This is a genomic window from Parabacteroides sp. AF14-59 (assembly GCF_003479515.1).
Taxonomy (GTDB): domain Bacteria; phylum Bacteroidota; class Bacteroidia; order Bacteroidales; family Tannerellaceae; genus Parabacteroides; species Parabacteroides faecis.
In genome coordinates this window covers 146410-165124 of the sequence record NZ_QUHH01000008.1, presented here as the reverse complement: position 1 = coordinate 165124, position 18715 = coordinate 146410, and the positions used below count along the sequence as shown (strand labels likewise).

Here is an 18715-nt window from a genome sequence, read left to right as displayed (position 1 = left end):
GACAGAAATATAGACATAGTAATGAAGAAACTCTTTAGCATCTTATTGCTGGTGTTCGTAACACTAGCCGTACAGGCTCAAATCCATCAGCCTGTCAAGTGGAAAATAAAACTGGAGGACTCCAAATCTGCCGAAAAAGAAATCGTATTTGCCGCCACAATCGAAAAGGGCTGGCATTTATACGATATGAATCTGCCGGAAGGAGGACCTGTATCGACCTCGTTCACCTTTGAAACGCTTCAGGGGGCAGAACTGATCGGACAACCGGTGTCCAACATCAAACCGACTGTCGTTTACGACGAGCAATTTGCAATGGATCTCCGCTGGTTCCCCGGTGCCGTTACTTTTACCCAAAAGGTAAAAATCCTCGATCCTAAAAAGTTCAAGATTGAAGGTGAAGTAGAATTTATGGTCTGCAACGACGAAACCTGTCTGCCGCCTGACCGTGTGAGCTTTGCTTTCGACAGTAAAAATACAAAACTGACATTGCCTGCCGATGCCCCAGTCGTGGAAAAAGACGATGTGACAAAGGAACAACCGGACACAAACCTGGTCATAGAAGAAGGGAAAACTCTTACTACACCTGATCCGGTAGCCAAAGAAGAGGTAGTCATCGCTAATCCGGAAAAGATTGCTAACGCACTGACAGACGACGCTGCTTTATGGACACCTGTTATCGATGACCTGAAAGCGTATGGCGACACAACCGTTACTGCAACAGATACTTCCTGGTTATTCATCTTCTTCGCCGGATTCCTCGGGGGACTAATCGCCTTGCTGACTCCATGTGTATGGCCGATGATCCCGATGACGGTCAGTTTCTTCCTGAAACGTACTAAAGACCGAAAGAAAGCGATCCGCGATGCCGTCACTTATGGTCTGTCTATCATCGTAATTTATTTGGTGATGGGATTACTCATCACAGGTATTTTCGGGGCAAGCGCCTTGAACGACCTGTCGACGAACGCTATTTTCAATATCATATTCTTCCTGTTGCTGGTTGTATTTGCTATCTCGTTCTTCGGGGCATTTGAAATGGTATTACCTGCATCATGGACTACAAAACTGGATAGTAAAGCGGATTCTACGACCGGTATATTAAGTATCTTCTTCATGTCGTTTACACTGGTACTGGTATCTTTCTCCTGCACGGGTCCAATCATCGGTACACTGCTGGTACAAGCGGCATCTATGGGTACGGCTGTGGGTCCGGCTATCGGAATGTTCGGATTTGCATTGGCACTTTCCATTCCGTTCAGTTTGTTCGCTATCTTCCCGAATATGCTGCAAAGTATGCCTAAATCCGGCGGATGGCTTAACTCTGTCAAAGTGGTATTAGGCTTCCTGGAACTGGCACTGGCATTAAAATTCCTTTCTGTTGCCGATCTGGCTTACGGCTGGCGTCTACTTGACCGCGAAGTATTTATCGTTTTATGGATCGTGATATTCTTCCTGTTAGGACTCTACCTGCTGGGCAAGATCAAATTCAGCCATGACAGCGATGTAAAATATGTATCCGTACCACGTCTTTTCATGGCAATCATCTCCTTTGGTTTCGCCGTTTATATGATACCTGGACTTTGGGGTGCGCCGCTGAAATCGATCAGTGCCTTTGCTCCTCCTTTGTACACACAGGATTTCAGTCTGTACAACGATGAAGTACATGCCCCCTTCGATGATTACGAAAGTGGTATGGCTTATGCCAAACGGGTAAACAAGCCGGTTATGATCGACTTCTCCGGTTTCGGTTGTGTAAACTGCCGTAAGATGGAAGCATCCGTATGGACAGATCCGAAAGTAAAACAATTACTTGAGAAGGATTACGTACTGATCACCCTGATGGTAGACGACAAAACCAAACTGCCTAAACCGATAGAAATAGAAGAACACGGTAAAGTCCGTAAACTGAAAACGATCGGTGACAAATGGAGTTATCTCCAAAGAAGTAAGTTCGGAGCCAATGCGCAACCTTTCTACATTCTGTTGAATGACGAAGGTAAACCGCTCGGCCCGTCTTACGCCTTCAACGAAGATGTATCGAAATATATACAATTCCTTGAAAACGGATTGAAAGCTTTCAAAGAGCAAAATAAAAAGTAATAAATAAATCAATGTGCGAATATGCCAATTGGATACTCTCAAGCGAAAAGAGTATTTCAATTGGCATATTTGGCACATTATCAAATTGGCATCTTATTCAATGGCAACAAAAGAAGAAAAAATGGAAGCCTTCGGGCAACTACTCGACATCCTGGATGAACTCCGGGTGAAATGTCCCTGGGACAGAAAACAGACAAACGAGAGTCTGCGCACCAACACAATCGAGGAAACCTACGAATTGTGCGATGCAATCATGAAAAATGATAACTACAACATCAAGAAAGAACTGGGTGACCTGCTCCTTCATATCGTTTTCTATGCAAAGATCGGTGAAGAGAAAGAAGCTTTCGATATCAAAGATGTATGCGACAGCCTCTGCCAGAAACTGATCTTCCGTCATCCGCACGTATTCGGCGATGCATCTGCAGATACTGCCCAGAAGGTAGAACAAAGCTGGGAACAGATAAAACTAAAAGAAAAAGGCGGAAACAAAACTGTACTGGAAGGTGTCCCTTCTTCCCTTCCCTCTGTCGTTAAAGCCCACCGTATCCAGGATAAAGCCCGCAACGTCGGTTTCGATTGGGAACAACGCGACCAGGTATGGGATAAAGTGCACGAGGAATTCACAGAGCTGAAAGAAGAGATCGACAAAATGGATACGGATAAGATGGAAGCTGAATTCGGCGACCTGTTCTTCAGCCTGATCAATGCCGCCCGCTTGTATAAGATCAATCCTGACAACGCACTGGAACGCACAAACCAGAAGTTTATCCGCCGTTTCAACTATCTGGAAGATCATACCATTAAAGAAGGACGCTCACTAAAAGAAATGTCTTTGGAAGAGATGGATAAGATATGGGATGAAGCTAAATCGAAAGGTTTATAAAAAACAAAAGGGGAACCGACATCACGTCGCCACCCCTCCCTTAACTTAAACGCCAAAACTAAATCTAAACAAAAAACACAAATAATGATAATATTTTATTTTTTCTTGTTTTCTTCTTTCTTATCGTCCGGTCCCTTCATAAAACTTCGTGCAAACTTATATTCGGCACGCCTATATTTATAAAGTTTCTCTGGCGATAATATCTTTTTAAATTTTTCGTAATATTCTTTCTCTAAAGCTGCCTCCTTCATCTTGACTCCGATACATTCATCATTTACTTTTGAATAATCGCTTTCCGTCGGAGATTTCATATGCTTCAGATCCTTTGACAGTCTACGGCATTCACGGCCAACTTCAAACATCTTCTCCTGCAATTCATTACACAAAGGAATGAAAGCTGCAGCTTCTTCCGGTGTCAACCCTACTTCAGCTGTAATAAAGGCATTTCTTTTTGCCTGAAAGGCCTCCTTGTCAAAATGTCGATGTTGTTTATCTCCCTGCGCCAACACTTTCGAAGAGAATAAAACTGAAATCGCCACAAATGTAATAAAAAATATTTTGCTCATACAATTATTATTACAAAAATATGCTAATAACTTCTTTTTTTCGTCAATTTATTCATAATTGCCCAATTCTTCTGCTAAAAGATAATCTGTATACTGGGCTTCCAGATATTCCAGATATTCTTCATTTTCCGCTTCGAGTATCGCTGCTTTTGTTTCCGACGCATCTGTCGACTGCACCAACAGTGTATCAGACTGGCTCTTTTCACCGTCGAAACCAACTATTGCTTTAAAGAACAATCCCAGCCCGGCAAATACCGCCGCCATATACAACCAGGGACGCACACGGTCTATCATAGAGACTTTCTTTGCCTCTACGCGCGGCTTCTCCGGCAACTGGCTCATTATATTAGCCGTGAGATCCTTCATGTACCCATCGGGCACAGTAAAAGGATTCTTTCCTTTAAAACGATCCAGATTGTTTTGTTCTTTTTCCATACACTTCCGTTTTAATACACCTTTGACGAGCTTCTGCCCAAAAGGTTTAAATGTCTTTTGTTAAAAACTCCTCGACTTTTTTGACTGCATGATGATAAGAGGCCTTCAAGGCACCGACAGAAGTTCCGAGAACCTCTGACATATCTTCATATTTCATCTCGTCAAAGTATTTCATGGTAAACACTAAACGTTGTTTCTCCGGTAAGGTGAGAATCGCTTTCTGCAACTTCATCTGAGCTTCGTCACCGTCAAAGTATTCGTCTCCTTTCAGACGTTCCAGCAAAAAGATGTCGGTATCGTCGATCGATACATTGTTCATATTCCGCTGGCGGTTCAGGAAGGTAATACATTCGTTGATGGCAATTTTATACAGCCAGGTAGACAACTTCGCCTCGCCCCGGAAATAATCGATATTTGTCCAGGCTTTCAGAAAAGTATTCTGCAAAAGGTCATTTGCATCGTCATGGCTCAATACCATCTTTCGTATCTGCCAGTATAACTTTTCCCCGTAAAGGCTCACGACTCTGGCAAAAGCATCCCTTTGCCGGGCCGGATCCCGCAGTTGTTCTACTATTTCATCTTCCGTATATTGCTGCATCCTCTCCATTTTGGCTCAAATATATAAAAAAATACGGACATAAAAAAAGCGGGCAACTTTATCAGTTGTCCGCTTTCGGAAGTGCCCAGAACAGGACTCGAACCTGCACGCCTCGCGACACACGCACCTGAAACGTGCGCGTCTACCAATTCCGCCACCTGGGCATTTCATTACTTTCAGGTAAGCAATCTCTCGTGATTGCGGTGCAAAGGTAGTGTTTTTTTTCATACTGCAAAATATTCAGACGTTCTTTTTATATTATTTCATCTGAATTTTCAAGAAAAGAAGCATACAATTTGCCGTAACAACATTCCATCATAAAAAAACTCCGCCGGTTTCCCGACGGAGTTTCTATGTTGGAATACTTTCAGACTGTTCAGTCTTTCCGGTATATTATTTACTTAACAACAGCTTTCACTGCGCTTTCGCCTTCTACAGCTACTACTACGATACCTGCAGGAGCAGAAATCTTAACGTTATCAGAAGAAACAACTGTTCTTGCAACTGTCTGTCCTAATACATTTGTAACAACTACAGTCTTGTTAGCAGCACCCTGGATTGTTACAGCACCTACTCCACCGATTACCTTAACAGCATCTGTCGAGATATTTTCGTTATCTGTCGGCGGGTTGTAAGAATCTTCGTCGAACTTCATATCACCAGAACCTTCTGTGAAGATTGAAGTACCGAACTTAGCGATTTCAGAAGCTGCAGCTTTCACTACTGAAGGAGAATAGCTGTAAGCAGTTACGCGTACTGCATATTCAGTCTGCGGTTTCAAGTTGATTGCTCTGATTGAAGTTGACGTAGGACCTACTTCTTCAGATTCAATACCTTGTACAAAGATGAAATCCCACTTAGGTGATTCTTCCATATAACTAGCTACCGGCAGAGAACCGAAGTCAGGATTCCAGTCATTCTTATTGAATGCGCCAGTGTTTTCTTCAAGACCATCTTTTTCGTCACGAGACAAACGAGTTGTGTTAGTGAATTCGAAGATATCGATCTGCTTGCCACCTTCTTTCAACAGAACTGTATAAGTGTTAGCCGGGCTCAAATCAGCGTCAACGTCAAATGCTTCAGCCTTATAAGCTTCATTCAAATGAGTATTTGTTGAAATAACATCCATTGTCTTATATTCAGCGCCATTCTTCATGATAGTCAGCTTATAGTTGTGGTGCAGCAACGGATTGATAACTTCACCTGTTCCGTTGAACAATTCAACCATAATTGTACCTTCTTCAGCTTTCACTTCAGAGATAAAGATATTCTTAGAAGTGTTCTGTTTTTCGTACTGACCAAGTTCTACTTTGTAGTAATGAACACCCGGAACTGCAGACCATCTGAATTCAGCCTTGCTACCGTTAATGTTATCAGACAAATATTTAGTATCAACTACAGGAGCACTCAGAACCGGAGAATAATTAACCGGAAGATCTACAGTACAGTTGCACAATGTGCTTGCTGCTAATACGTCTGCAACCAAATCATGGTCGTTCTTATCAGCCAACAGGTCGATAGAAACCGGAATAATAGCTTCGCTTACATATTCAGCCTGGTTCTTACCTTCTGTAGAAGCAATCAATGCACCAGCAGGAGAGATAGCGATTACTTTAGATACTTCTTCAGTAGGATCGATTGCCGGCAGGTCTTTACCAATCAGATAGATTTGTTTAGTTGCAGCAATGTCATCATCAATGAATGTAACAGCACCGAAGTCTAACTTAGCCAACTTAGCAGCCTTTGTATCAGCTGTAGCAGCGAAATACAGTTCAGGTTGTTTAACATCACCATAGATACGAGTAGCTACAGTATCATTACGATAAGCTCCGTAGATATAGAACAAGTTAGTATAACTGTTAGTTTGTCCCTTATTGTTTTCTACATTTTTATCAGCATACTTTTCATCCAAACCATATACATAAGTCCAGCTGATCTGGTCTTTGATCTGCATCGGATACAGACGAACTGTGTCATTTACATAATTGTAGATGAAGTCTTTGTTATCAATTGCTGAATGGATTGTATCAGGAACGATACCAGCCTTGTCAGACGGTTTGAATGTAGACTTAACGTAAGCAAGTAATTCACCATATTTGTTAGGAATCAATTTGCCAGCATCCAAAGTACCAATGATAACAGTTGTATCGTGGTCGAATGCACCAATCTTATTAGACATGCTTGTTTCCACAGTTACCGGAGCAACAAGGTTCAAACCTGCGATAACGAAAGTACCGTCTTTCACTTCGTAGCACTGTTCCTGACCCAGGTAATAAGTAGCGTAGTTCTTAGTATAAAGATCACGGAATACGTTAGAATCATATTCACCATGTTCAAACTCATCAAGATCCTGGATATTTCCTAACAAGCTAGTATAAGCACCTACCGGTTTGTCACCTGTCATAGTAGAAACAAGACCTTTAAATACAGAACCAACTACATTGAACTGGTTGAAACCTGTCAATTCTTTTTCCCATCCCGGATGATTAGCTTTACCGTCGCCTGCATCATTCGTCAACAGACCGAACTGAGCCATATCTGTCAGGATTTCTTCTGTCGGAACCAAATCAGTTTTAGACTGAGGAGTATATTTAACCTTAACAGCAATACCGTTATTTTTCAGGGCATCCAGATTAGCTTGTTTGTACGGAACACGGATATACAATGTGTCACCAGCACTTTCACCACGCCAAACAGATCCTGGTTGCGGTTCAAGACCACCAACATCACCACGATTCCAAACGGCATTTGCGTATTCTGTTGAGAAATAGAAGTTCTTATCTTGTACAACTTCTCTTTCACCAATTTCCATAGCCTGTTTGTACAGACGGATAGTTGTAAAGTTAGGATCGTCAGCATCCGGTTTCAAACCTGTAGCATATACATGAACGACATGGTTACGAGAAGAACCACCGATACCCCATACATAAGAATCTTTATTAGTAAAGTAAGGAGCAGCAAATACTTCAGCACCACCCTTAACAGCTTCACTTATAGAACCGATAAGACCTTCTCCTCCTGAATTTCTGTCAGCAGCAGCAAGCAAACCGTCTGTAATGTTCATTACATTAGCTAATGTACTTGATACAGTAGCAACAGTACCATCTTCTGTTTCAACACCTTTCCAGTTAGTCCATACGTGCTGAGTACGAGCAGATGTAGTCAGAACACCCGGATAATAAACTTCACCCAGATTGATCAAATCCTGTCCTGAATAACCTTCGCAATCATTCTGAGCATTCAATGTTGCCAATAAGCCCCATTTTTCTTCTATATTATAAGCTTCATCCTGATCGATGTTCATGTTTTCTGAAGCAAAGTGGAAAGCAGCTTTCACTGTCCAACCTTCAGCCAGATTACCCTGGCAAGTAATAGCTTCTCCAGGAATACATTTTGTATGCTTATGTGCTTCTACCAAGTTACCTTCGAAGTACCAGTTGAATCCTAAGAATTCAATCTTATCTTCCCATCTGTCGGTAGAACCCGGATCAGCAGGAGTCAACAATTCAAGATCCAATCTACCACCATCGCAATTACCTGACTCAGCAACTAACATTTCAGCAACTGGTCCACCTGCTGCGCAGTCACTGACAAACATAGGCAGATAAGTAAAGTCGATAGTTGTTTCGAGCACTTCTTCGTATTTTGTAAATACCAGGTCGTCACCGAATTTGAAAGTACCGCGAGCATCTACGCTATGTCTTACAAACGCTGTATCTGTACTGGATGCAGTTGTTGTTGCAAATACATAGTCATCCAATTTCCATTGATCAACCTTTGTTCCTGGTTCAACATGATAAACAACCTTTACGTTTGACCAGTCAACCGGATTATATTCATTGAACAAACCTGCACGTACATAGAAACTTCTACTTCCGTCAGCTTCTGTTGCCTGAGAGAAGTTACCTTCAGTAATAGCAACATTACCAATCTTTTCAAGAACGATAGGAGCTTTCACATTCAGTTTCAAATAAGTAGCCTGAACATGGTGAGGAGTTTCAGCACCAGCCATCTTATCATTGAACTTCCAGATCTTAACATCCATTTCAGAAGCATCGCATTCAGTAGAACGGTTAACACCTACACGGAATTCTTTTTCTGTTTCATAATCTATTTCTACGTGAGGACGAATGAAATCAAGATTAATGTCACCGAACAATGTCACAGGTTCCAAAGTATCAGAAGTTTCACTTTCATCAGCTACAGAATATTCTGATTCAAGAACAACACGGATAATAGCATTATCAATGTTAATTTTACCTGCGCCAGTTGCATTGAACATAACCTGGTAAGCCTCCGGTGTTGTATTAGCACCTACAGTTACACCATTCTTGTCAATTTTAAAACCATCGTCATAAACTTCGTCATAAGGAAGTTCACCACGAGTAGTTCCATCCAGCTCTAAAACTTCAGCTGTTTCAATCTTCCATAACAGATTACGGTTTACATTAGCGTTTTCTAAACGGCTAATCCAGAAATGGAAACTTGTTGCATCTGTCAAACCTCTTGTATCAAATACGAATTCAACACGGCTCTTAACTTCTCTGGTTGGTCTAACACCCAGATAATTAAAATCCTTTACTGTTGTAATACCGTAATGAGGTTTATTGACATTGTCATAAAACTCGCCAGTTGACAGATAGTCACCTCCTGCAACAGGGCTGGCCTCTGAATCGAAAGAAACAAACATACCAGGAAGAAGAGTAGCATCAGCCACCTTATTCAAAGGTAAAGTATACTTCCAAATATTAACCGGATGAGTTTTATTTACTAACGCATCTCCATCGAGAAGGTTAAATTTCGCAGCGGCTTTCAATTGTGCTTCAGTAGGATCTTCAAATGCAGCCTTGTAAGTATCACCTGTCTTATACCAGGCTGGTACCGCATTTTGAGCAAAAATTGAAAAACTACTGCTTGCCACAAGGAACGCGGCGAACAAAGTAGAAAACTTTTTGTTCATAATCAAATAATTTAATTAGTAATAAAATATAAAGTTCTAATAAATCTATCTTGTAATAAAAAATAAAGCTCAACAACGGATCTCTTTCAATCCTAACAGTGCATACCTCGCACCAAAAACATAACGCAAAGATACATATCTTTTTTAGTTAGACTATTTTTTTGATATATTTTTTTCCCTTTAACCATGCTTTCTTATCCTATTCCAAGTTTAAAAAGGACAAATTACACGTTTTCACGTACAACCTACGTTATTCCTGTCAGACCATCCCATGTTCGGACTCCCGACGGCGATATTCGGAAGGTGATATACCCATTATCTTCGTAAAAGTACGCGAAAAGTATGCCGGTTCTTCAAAACCAAGCTTTGTAGATATCTCATTCAGTTTCAGCGCAGTCAGCTCTATATACTGGCATGCCTTCTGTATCTTCAGCCGGATAAAATAACTGATCGGCGAAACGCCTGTCTCCCGCTGGAAAAGCATGGAGAAGTGCGACGGGGAATATTTGAAGTAGGCTGCCAACTGGTCTAAAGTAAGATTCCGCTCCAGGTTTTCATTCATATAATGGATCACCCTCGAAGAAAACGAATACTCTTTATGATTAGGTAAATTAATATAACGGTACTGCTCCAGATATAAAAAAGAGGTAAGAAACATGTAAAGACACATGGAGGAATAAACCATATATTCCTTTATATACCCCATCGAAAAACAACTGTAGATCTCCTCGAATAATTGTATCCTGTCCTGCAGACGTGAATATTCGCCCGGAAGGATCGTTCCGGGTATGGGCGTCGGCGAAAGGAACTCGCCACTCAGCTTCCCCATAAAGTGCACCCAGTAGATAGTCCAGGGATCGTTCTCGGAAGCACCGAACGAATAGGGAACGTTCGGAGGTATAATAATGTATTGATTCTGTTTCACCGGATACGTCTTGCCGTGAATGGTGTACCACCCCTCTCCTTCCGTACAGTAGATAAGCATAGCATAGCTGCAACCCTGGTCTTTTTGTACGTAATGGTACTTGACTTTCGGGAAGAAGCCGATCTTACGAACGTACAGATTGCCGACAAGCGGCTCATGGCTATACGTTTCAAGTAACTCGTCCGGCAAGAAGACGAATCGTTCTCCTTTGAATCCTTCTTTAATCTTTATCACTATACATTATTATATATGTAAACCGCGACAAATATAATAAAAAAACGGCCACTTCCTTTTCGGGAAGCAGCCGTTTCCGGTTTTATCTTGATGGGAAGAATTACATCATACCACCCATACCGCCACCCATACCCGGGTTCATCGGAGGCATAGCAGGACCTTCTTCTTTCTTTTCAGCGATCACACACTCTGTTGTCAGGAACATACCAGCGATAGAAGCTGCATTTTCCAAAGCAACACGAGTTACCTTAGCTGGGTCGATCACACCTGCTGCACACAGGTTTTCGTATTTGTCTGTACGAGCATTGTAACCGAAGTCACCCTTACCTTCTTTTACTTTCTGAACGATAACGGCACCTTCTTTACCTGCGTTTTCAACGATCTGACGCAACGGTTCTTCGATCGCACGTTTAACGATTTCGATACCTGTTGTTTCGTCTTCGTTTTCGCCCTTCATTCCTTCCAATGCTTCAATAGCACGGATGTAAGCTACACCACCACCAGGAACTGTACCTTCTTCGATAGCAGCGCGGGTTGCATGCAAAGCATCGTCAACACGGTCTTTCTTTTCTTTCATTTCCACTTCAGAAGGAGCACCTACGTAAAGAACAGCTACACCACCTGCCATCTTAGCCAGACGTTCCTGCAGTTTTTCTTTATCGTAATCGGAAGTAGTGTTTTCGATCTGAGTCTTGATCTGACCGATACGAGCCTGGATAGCTGCTTTGTCGCCTGCACCGTTCACAATGATCGTAGTATCTTTGTCTACAGTGATCTTTTCGGCAGTACCCAACATATCCATTGTAGCACCTTCCAGTTTCAAACCTTTTTCTTCAGAGATAACAACACCACCAGTCAGCACTGCGATATCTTCCAACATCGCTTTACGACGATCGCCGAAGCCCGGAGCCTTCACTGCACAGATCTTCAGAGAACCACGCAGACGGTTCACTACCAATGTAGCCAATGCTTCACTGTCGATATCTTCAGCGATGATCAACAGAGGACGTCCGCTCTGAACAGCCGGTTCAAGGATAGGAAGCAGGTCTTTCAATACAGAGATCTTCTTGTCGTAGATCAGGATATACGGATTTTCCATCTCGCATTCCATCTTTTCTGTATTTGTTACGAAGTACGGAGAGATGTAACCACGGTCGAACTGCATACCTTCCACTACGTCTACTGTAGTTTCAGTACCTTTCGCTTCTTCTACTGTGATAACGCCTTCTTTCTTCACTTTCTGCATAGCTTCAGCAATCAGTTTACCGATCGTTTCGTCACCGTTGGCAGAGATTTTAGCTACGTGTTCGATCTTTTCGAACTGGTCACCTACTTCTTCAGCCTGGTCAGCGATCTTTTCAACCACTTTGGCAACGGCTTTGTCGATACCGCGTTTCAGGTCCATAGGGTTAGCACCTGCTGTAACGTTCTTCAAACCGACACCGATGATGGATTGTGCCAATACAGTAGCAGTAGTCGTACCGTCACCTGCATTGTCGTTAGTCTTCGAAGCAACTTCTTTTACCAACTGTGCACCCATGTTTTCGAACGGGCAAGCCAATTCAACTTCTTTTGCAACCGTTACACCGTCTTTTGTAATGTGAGGAGCACCGAATTTCTTTTCGATGATCACGTTACGGCCTTTCGGGCCTAATGTTACTTTTACTGCATTTGCCAATTCGTCCACACCTTTCTTCAAAAGGTCGCGGGCATCCATATCGTACTTAATTTCTTTTGCCATGATTATATTATTTTTTTATTGTCCGTTAATGAATTAGATAATAGCCAGGATATCAGACTGACGCATGATCAGATACTTTTCACCTTCCAGTTCGATCTCTGTTCCTGCATACTTTCCGTACAATACAGTATCACCAGCTTTTACAACCATTTCTTCATCCTTTGTTCCGTTACCTACGGCAACAACTTCACCTTTTAAAGGTTTTTCTTTTGCTGAATCCGGGATAATGATTCCGCCAAGTGTCTTTTCTTCTGCTGCAGCGGGCTTGATAAGCACTCTGTCTGCTAATGGTCTAATGTTCATCTTTTGATATATTTTTAATGTTAATAATATTATGTTTATACGTGATTTTCTAATTCACGTTAACTCCTATGCGAAATCTGTGCCAAATTAATTGACAGGGAAAAGACTGACAATTTTGCATAAACGAACCGGTAGATACGCCGACATGACTGACAGGATGACTATACATTCCGCCTCTCATGCTTCCCGACTAGAACAAAAGTTGCAGGAAAGTAGTTCATAGGTAGCTGTCTTTTAACCTAAAACCAGTAATATTCTTTTCTTTTGAGTATACTTAAATTTAATTTCGAGCTAGCTAAAATTTGATTTTCAGGCTTGCCAAAAGAAAAAAGAATAAGGGACGAAAAGATTAAAACCTTACGTCCCTTACATTAATATATAGTATATTCCAGATTAGTCTATCAGTAGCGTAGCGATGGAATGAGCCGGCAGTACAGGCTGGTAGACACTACCGTCGATTTCAACAGAGACCTGACGTTCTTCATTACCTTCGTTTGCCAAAGCGACAACAATACTTTTGTCAGGATTGACGAAAGCCATCAGGTTGCTGTACTGTCCGGAGGTTTCGAGCTTGCGGGCACCGGGCTGGACGTAGTGGCTCAGATGCTTCATTACGTAATATTCAGGTGTATAATGGAATGTTTTCGCATCTGGATCGACTACAACTAAAGAATTTTGCGCCCATCCCCATCGGCTGATGCCGCCTTTATCGAGCGAGATATTCCAGTACATATAGGCAGATGCACCGTTCTCCAGGTAATGGCGCATCAGGTTCCAGGAATAAACGGCACCGCTCCAGTCGTTCCTGCCGTCGCCGCATTCCTGCTCGGTCTGATAGAGCCTCATAGCCGGATAGCGCTCGTGGACTCCTTTGATCGCTCCTTTTCCCGCCCATTGGAAACCGACACCGCTGATATACTTTCCACTTACCGGATTGGTCAGAATGGTATCGACAAGGGCTTCGTTGGCACGTTCCATCGTTCCGAACATAACTTTGACATCCAGTTCCTTCATAGCCGGGCCGAGGTAGTTACCGATAAAGTCGGCCAAAGAGGCGGCAGTCCAGCAACAGCTGGGGAATATCTGTGCCGAATTAAATTCGTTCTGGGGCATAACGGCAAATATATTGATGCCTTGTCCGCGGTAGGCTTCGATGAATTTGGAAAAGTAAAGGGCATACGCCCGGAGATAAAGCGAATCCTGGATAAACATGTCTGTGCCTTCGTAGCCGACTTTATCGGCGGGCAGACCGTTGCGGTATTTCTCGCTATAGGTTTCGCCGGTATAAGCAGAGGCATAGTGCTTATTGTATTTCATCCAGGAAGGGGGACACCAGGGGGAAGCCCAGATACTCAGGTCAGGATTGTATTTCTGTGCACCTTTGATGAAAGGGATCAATGTTTGTTGATCGTTGGCGATAGTGAAGTATTGCATATCGAAATCACCGTCGGTTTCGTTATATGAGTACCAGTCACGGGAGAAGTCGTTGGCTCCTACCGGCATACGGCAGATGGTAAAGTTCGCTCCTATCTCCGGGAAGAAGAGCTCTTCGAGGATCTCTTCGCGGACTGTCGGGTCGAGTTTGCTCAGGGATATCCAGCCCAGTTCGTTGAAACAGGCACCGAAACCGTCTATCTTCTGGAGTTTCTTACCGGTGTGAACAACCGCATCGATATCAGGAATGGTATCAGAAGATGCAGAGACGAGATCGTCTTGTTCAACCCATTGTTCACCTTCGGTCGTCGTCACCCACGATGCACGCGGTTGGAAAGAGCAGGCCGAAAGGCATAATGCGAAAGTGAGAATTAATTGATATGCTTTCATTTCACGGTAGGTATAAGGAACAACGACTTCTCCTGGAAAAAGAGAAGTCGTTGCATATTAAAATATCTCTGATCTGATCAGAACTGTGCAATCAGCTCTTCCACAGTAACAGGCTTTTGCTCGCCTGTGATCATATTCTTCAGGTTGATCTTTCCTTCGTTCATTTCCGTTTCGCCGACGATAGCGACAAACGGGATTTTCTTTGTATCGGCATATCCCATCTGCTTCTTCATCTTGGCTGCTTCCGGGAATAGTTCGGTACGGATTCCGGCAGCACGCACCTGAGAGATAATGGGCAACAGATAACTTTCTTCCGTCGCTCCGAAGTTGACAAACAACAGCTGTGTTGTCATTAACGAATCGGCAGGATAGAGATCCAGCTGGTTCAATACGTCGAAGATGCGGTCTGCACCGAAAGAGATACCGACACCTGACACACCGTCCATACCAAATACACCGGTCAAGTTGTCATATCGTCCGCCACCGGTGATACTTCCGATCTGTACATCCAGGGCTTTTACTTCAAAGATAGCTCCGGTATAATAGTTCAATCCGCGGGCCAACGTCAAGTCGAGTTCCAGTTCGGCACGCATAGGCAGCTGGTCGATACGGTCGAGGATGAAGGTCATTTCTTCAATACCCTTCATGGCGATCTCGGAGGTAGCCAGCTGTTCTTTCAGGACAGCCAGTTTCTCACGGTTGGTTCCCGACAACTTGATGATCGGTTGCAGGCGGGCAATGGCTTCTTCGGAAAGCCCTTTCGAGCGAAGTTCTTCATTCACATTGTCCAGTCCGATCTTGTCCAGCTTATCGATAGCCACGGTAATATCTACGATCTTGTCCGCTTCGCCGATGATCTCTGCAATACCTGACAATATCTTACGGTTGTTCATCTTGATGCAGACACGGATACCGAAGCGATAGAATACCTCATCCATGATCTGGATCAGTTCCACCTCATTGATCAGCGAATCGGAACCAACCACATCGCCGTCGCACTGGTAAAACTCGCGGTAACGTCCTTTCTGCGGACGGTCGGCACGCCATACGGGTTGTATCTGATAACGTTTGAAGGGGAATGTTATGTCATTGCGGTGCTGCACCACGTAACGGGCGAAAGGAACGGTCAGGTCGTAACGCAAACCTTTCTCGCAGGCTTTCACACCGAACCGTACGGCATTGCGTTCCAGCAACTCCTCATCGGTGATGCCCGAAAAGCAATCTCCTGAGTTTAATATCTTGAAAAGCAGTTTATCACCTTCCTCACCATACTTGCCCATCAGGGTCGACAGGTTTTCCATGGCTGGGGTTTCTATTTGCTGAAATCCGTACAGATGATATACTTCACGAATCGTATTGAATATATAATTACGTTTCGCCATTTCTTCAGGCGAAAAATCTCTGGTACCTTTTGGTATAGACGGCTTCTGCATATATCGTTTGCTCTTGTTTATCGTCGGAGCTAACCGACTTTTAGCTATTAAATTATTATTCGGAATGCAAAGGTAGGTATTTTGTTTCAATTTCGTAGTTTTCCGGTTAAGTTGATTGTTTTACCGGTTTCTTTTTATTATGTTTGCATCATAATCAAAAGATAACGAGACTATGAAAAAGAAACAGAAGAAACAAAAGAAAGTATTGTATGGCGAATTTGGCAGTTTTTGCATTGATTTTGCAAAATATATGGCAACAGGTGTTGTTATAACAACTTTATTAAAAGACCTGGAAGGACAGAACACTCTTATTTACTGGGGCGGATTAGGATTAGTCTCAGGTTTTTTATTTATTGGTTTATTATTCATTAAACTAAAGGAGGATTAGTCATGCCCGATTTTATATTTGTAGGTTTACTCTTTATGGGAATGGCACTCGGATTTCTAATCTGGGCACTTTATATGGAAGGTAAGTTCAGCAGAACAAAGAAGAAAAGGAAATAACAATAGCTGCCGCGCCCAATTGAATTGAGTGCGGCAGCTATTGTTATCAAGTGCGGCAGTCAGCTATATTCACTGCAGCAGCCAGTTTTATCCGCTGCCGCAGTCATTTCCGTTTAGTCACGGCTTCTTCCGCCCAGGAAGATCATTATATAATATAATAATGTAGCCAACGACCCTAAAGCAGCCACCACATAGGTATAAGCAGCAGAACGCAGCGCATCTTCAGCCATACCATGCGTACTGACATTCGTTATACCGGCCCTGCTCAACCATACCAACGCACGCTGGCTGGCATTGATCTCGACCGGCAACGTGATAAAGCTGAACAATGTCGTCGATGCGAACAGAATGATACCGAACAGCAGCAACTGTGGGAACTGATGGATCAGCAACATACCGCCCAGCAACACCCACGTCATAATATTCGAAGCGAAGCTGACCACCGGTACCAATGCCGACCGCATCTTCAGCGGAGCATACGAAGTGGCATGCTGTACCGCATGACCGCATTCATGGGCTGCAACGGCTGCCGCAGCAATACTATTACTGTAATATACCGATTCACTAAGATTCACCGTTTGATTTGCAGGATTGTAATGGTCTGTCAAATGTCCGGGAGTAGAAATCACCTTCACGTCGTAGATGCCGTTATCATGCAACATCTTCTCAGCCACATCCTTTCCGGTCATACCGTTAGGCATAGGGATCTTAGAATACTTCTCAAACTTGTTTTTCAGTCGGGAAGATACCAGCCAGCTTAACAAGGCAAAACCAATAAATATAATCCAATACATGCTCATAATGCTCTAATTAATTAAGTGTTATACAAGAAATGTCTTACAAAAAGTCTGCCAAAAACAAAAATGGCAGAAGATGGGCCTTCGAGAGGTGGTCTTCTGCCATTTTGTAATAGTATGTGAGGTTTATTCTTCCGTATACCGGATAATTGTCTGTTCACGGTCAGGCCCTACTGACACGATTTTAACGGGAACACCCAACTCTTCTTCCAGGAAGGAAAGGTAAGCGTTGAATTCTTCAGGGAATTCGTCTTCGCTCTGCATCTTTGTCATGTCAGTCTTCCAACCCGGCAGTTCAACGTATACCGGTTCGATCGTATCGTCAATCTCGAACGGAAATTCCGTTACTTCTTCGCCATTGATCTTGTAAGCCACACAAGCCTTGATCGTTTCGAAGCTATCGAGCACGTCGCTCTTCATCATGATAAGCTGACTTACGCCGTTAATCATAACTGCATATTTCAAAGCTACCAGGTCGATCCAACCGCAACGACGTTTACGTCCTGTTACAGAACCGAACTCATGTCCTAACGTACAAAGCTGATCGCCTGTTTCATCGAACAACTCTGTCGGGAACGGACCGCTGCCGACACGTGTACAATACGCCTTGAAGATACCGTATACTTCACCGATATTGCGCGGAGATACGCCCAAACCTGTACAACAACCGGCACAGATCGTATTCGAAGAAGTCACGAACGGATAAGAACCGAAGTCGATATCCAGCATAGTTCCCTGTGCGCCTTCTGCCAAAACAGACTTGCCGCCTTTCAGGTAGTTGTTTACCACATGCTCGCTGTCGATCAGGTTGAATTGTTTCAAATATTCCAATGCTTCAAACCATTGAGCTTCCAGTTCCTTGATATCATAAGAATAGTTCAGTGATTTCAGGATTGCTTCGTGACGTGCCTTGGCAGCAGCATATTTTTCATCGAAGTTATGCAGCAAGTCACCTACACGGAGACCGTTACGGCTGATCTTGTCTGTATATGTCGGGCCGATACCTTTACCGGTCGTACCGATCTTACCGGAACCTTTAGCCGCTTCGTAAGCAGCATCCAGCATACGGTGGGTAGGCAGGATCAGGTGTGCCTTCTTGGAAATACAAAGTTGTTTGGTCAGGTCGTGACCACTGGCAGCAAGCGCTTCGGCTTCCTGCTTGAACAATAACGGGTCGAGAACGACGCCATTACCGATTACATTCACTTTTCCACCCTGGAAAATACCTGACGGAATAGAACGAAGGATATACTTTTCTCCGTTAAACTCCAATGTGTGTCCTGCATTGGGACCTCCCTGAAAACGAGTGATTACATCGTAATTCGGAGTCAGCACGTCGACAACTTTACCTTTGCCCTCGTCACCCCATTGCAATCCTAATAAAACATCTACTTTCATGTTATCTTTAT

The 18715-nt window shown here is 43.2% G+C and carries 14 protein-coding genes and 1 tRNA gene; 3 read left to right on the top strand and 12 right to left on the bottom strand.

The annotated features are described in order from the left end of the window. Positions 1-21: 21 nt before the first annotated feature. Together DWW23_RS11230 and mazG are read left to right on the top strand one after the other, a co-directional pair. Entirely contained in the window at positions 22-2100 is a 2079-nt protein-coding gene (locus DWW23_RS11230; RefSeq protein WP_122353364.1) for a cytochrome c biogenesis protein CcdA, read from the top strand. Positions 2101-2200: 100 nt separating this feature from the next. Beyond that, on the top strand, positions 2201-2986 hold the full coding sequence (gene mazG, locus DWW23_RS11225; protein ID WP_122353433.1) for a nucleoside triphosphate pyrophosphohydrolase: 786 nt from the start codon (positions 2201-2203) through the stop codon (positions 2984-2986). 95 nt (positions 2987-3081) lie between these two features. Here the strand turns inward: mazG and DWW23_RS11220 are convergent, their stop codons facing one another. From DWW23_RS11220 to hisS, 10 genes are all read right to left on the bottom strand, one after another. Next, positions 3082-3552, bottom strand: a complete 471-nt coding sequence (locus DWW23_RS11220; RefSeq protein ID WP_122353363.1) for a hypothetical protein — start codon at positions 3550-3552, stop codon at positions 3082-3084. Positions 3553-3600: 48 nt separating this feature from the next. After that, positions 3601-3987, bottom strand: a complete 387-nt coding sequence (locus DWW23_RS11215; RefSeq protein ID WP_122353362.1) for a hypothetical protein — start codon at positions 3985-3987, stop codon at positions 3601-3603. A gap of 46 nt (positions 3988-4033) precedes the next feature. Further along, positions 4034-4585, bottom strand: a complete 552-nt coding sequence (locus DWW23_RS11210; RefSeq protein WP_122353361.1) for an RNA polymerase sigma factor — start codon at positions 4583-4585, stop codon at positions 4034-4036. An 82-nt stretch (positions 4586-4667) separates the two neighbouring features. Then, positions 4668-4749: transfer RNA gene (locus DWW23_RS11205), tRNA-Leu, on the bottom strand. Positions 4750-4982: 233 nt separating this feature from the next. Then, entirely contained in the window at positions 4983-9545 is a 4563-nt protein-coding gene (locus tag DWW23_RS11200; protein ID WP_122353360.1) for a DUF6383 domain-containing protein, read from the bottom strand. 259 nt (positions 9546-9804) lie between these two features. Next, complete coding sequence (locus DWW23_RS11195; RefSeq protein ID WP_122353359.1) at positions 9805-10704, bottom strand: AraC family transcriptional regulator; 900 nt, start codon at positions 10702-10704, stop codon at positions 9805-9807. Between the two features lie 100 nt (positions 10705-10804). Further along, positions 10805-12445, bottom strand: a complete 1641-nt coding sequence (gene groL / locus DWW23_RS11190; protein WP_122353358.1) for a chaperonin GroEL — start codon at positions 12443-12445, stop codon at positions 10805-10807. A gap of 33 nt (positions 12446-12478) precedes the next feature. Beyond that, positions 12479-12748, bottom strand: coding sequence for a co-chaperone GroES (locus DWW23_RS11185; RefSeq protein ID WP_122353357.1), 270 nt, complete (start codon positions 12746-12748; stop codon positions 12479-12481). A 393-nt stretch (positions 12749-13141) separates the two neighbouring features. Further along, the gene (locus DWW23_RS11180; protein ID WP_122353356.1) at positions 13142-14572 is read right to left on the bottom strand and encodes a glycoside hydrolase family 30 beta sandwich domain-containing protein; all 1431 of its coding nucleotides are present in this window, start codon (positions 14570-14572) and stop codon (positions 13142-13144) included. Between the two features lie 77 nt (positions 14573-14649). Further along, positions 14650-16005 carry a histidine--tRNA ligase gene (gene hisS, locus DWW23_RS11175; protein ID WP_122353355.1) on the bottom strand — a complete coding sequence of 452 codons (1356 nt, stop codon included), beginning with the start codon at positions 16003-16005 and terminating at the stop codon, positions 14650-14652. 172 nt (positions 16006-16177) lie between these two features. Here hisS and DWW23_RS11170 point away from each other — a divergent pair, with 172 nt between their 5' ends. After that, positions 16178-16393 (top strand): DUF6722 family protein, encoded by a 216-nt coding sequence (locus DWW23_RS11170; protein WP_122353354.1) that lies wholly within the window; start codon positions 16178-16180, stop codon positions 16391-16393. Positions 16394-16622: 229 nt separating this feature from the next. Here DWW23_RS11170 and DWW23_RS11165 read toward each other — a convergent pair whose 3' ends face one another. After that, entirely contained in the window at positions 16623-17309 is a 687-nt protein-coding gene (locus tag DWW23_RS11165) for a zinc metallopeptidase (protein ID WP_122353353.1), read from the bottom strand. Between the two features lie 123 nt (positions 17310-17432). After that, entirely contained in the window at positions 17433-18704 is a 1272-nt protein-coding gene (locus DWW23_RS11160; RefSeq protein ID WP_122353352.1) for an adenylosuccinate synthase, read from the bottom strand. Between the last annotated feature and the right edge of the window lie 11 nt (positions 18705-18715).

What these genes read in the sequence shown, in the direction of transcription:
- groL (WP_122353358.1), bottom strand. Translation starts at nt 12,445, where the DNA reads ATGGCAAAAGAAATTAAGTACGATATGGATGCCCGCGACCTTTTGAAG.
- DWW23_RS11160 (WP_122353352.1), bottom strand. Translation starts at nt 18,704, where the DNA reads ATGAAAGTAGATGTTTTATTAGGATTGCAATGGGGTGACGAGGGCAAA.
- DWW23_RS11200 (WP_122353360.1), bottom strand. Translation starts at nt 9,545, where the DNA reads ATGAACAAAAAGTTTTCTACTTTGTTCGCCGCGTTCCTTGTGGCAAGC.
- mazG (WP_122353433.1), top strand. Translation starts at nt 2,201, where the DNA reads ATGGCAACAAAAGAAGAAAAAATGGAAGCCTTCGGGCAACTACTCGAC.
- DWW23_RS11210 (WP_122353361.1), bottom strand. Translation starts at nt 4,585, where the DNA reads ATGCAGCAATATACGGAAGATGAAATAGTAGAACAACTGCGGGATCCG.
- DWW23_RS11230 (WP_122353364.1), top strand. Translation starts at nt 22, where the DNA reads ATGAAGAAACTCTTTAGCATCTTATTGCTGGTGTTCGTAACACTAGCC.
- DWW23_RS11180 (WP_122353356.1), bottom strand. Translation starts at nt 14,572, where the DNA reads ATGAAAGCATATCAATTAATTCTCACTTTCGCATTATGCCTTTCGGCC.
- DWW23_RS11220 (WP_122353363.1), bottom strand. Translation starts at nt 3,552, where the DNA reads ATGAGCAAAATATTTTTTATTACATTTGTGGCGATTTCAGTTTTATTC.
- hisS (WP_122353355.1), bottom strand. Translation starts at nt 16,005, where the DNA reads ATGCAGAAGCCGTCTATACCAAAAGGTACCAGAGATTTTTCGCCTGAA.
- DWW23_RS11215 (WP_122353362.1), bottom strand. Translation starts at nt 3,987, where the DNA reads ATGGAAAAAGAACAAAACAATCTGGATCGTTTTAAAGGAAAGAATCCT.
- DWW23_RS11165 (WP_122353353.1), bottom strand. Translation starts at nt 17,309, where the DNA reads ATGAGCATGTATTGGATTATATTTATTGGTTTTGCCTTGTTAAGCTGG.
- DWW23_RS11170 (WP_122353354.1), top strand. Translation starts at nt 16,178, where the DNA reads ATGAAAAAGAAACAGAAGAAACAAAAGAAAGTATTGTATGGCGAATTT.
- DWW23_RS11185 (WP_122353357.1), bottom strand. Translation starts at nt 12,748, where the DNA reads ATGAACATTAGACCATTAGCAGACAGAGTGCTTATCAAGCCCGCTGCA.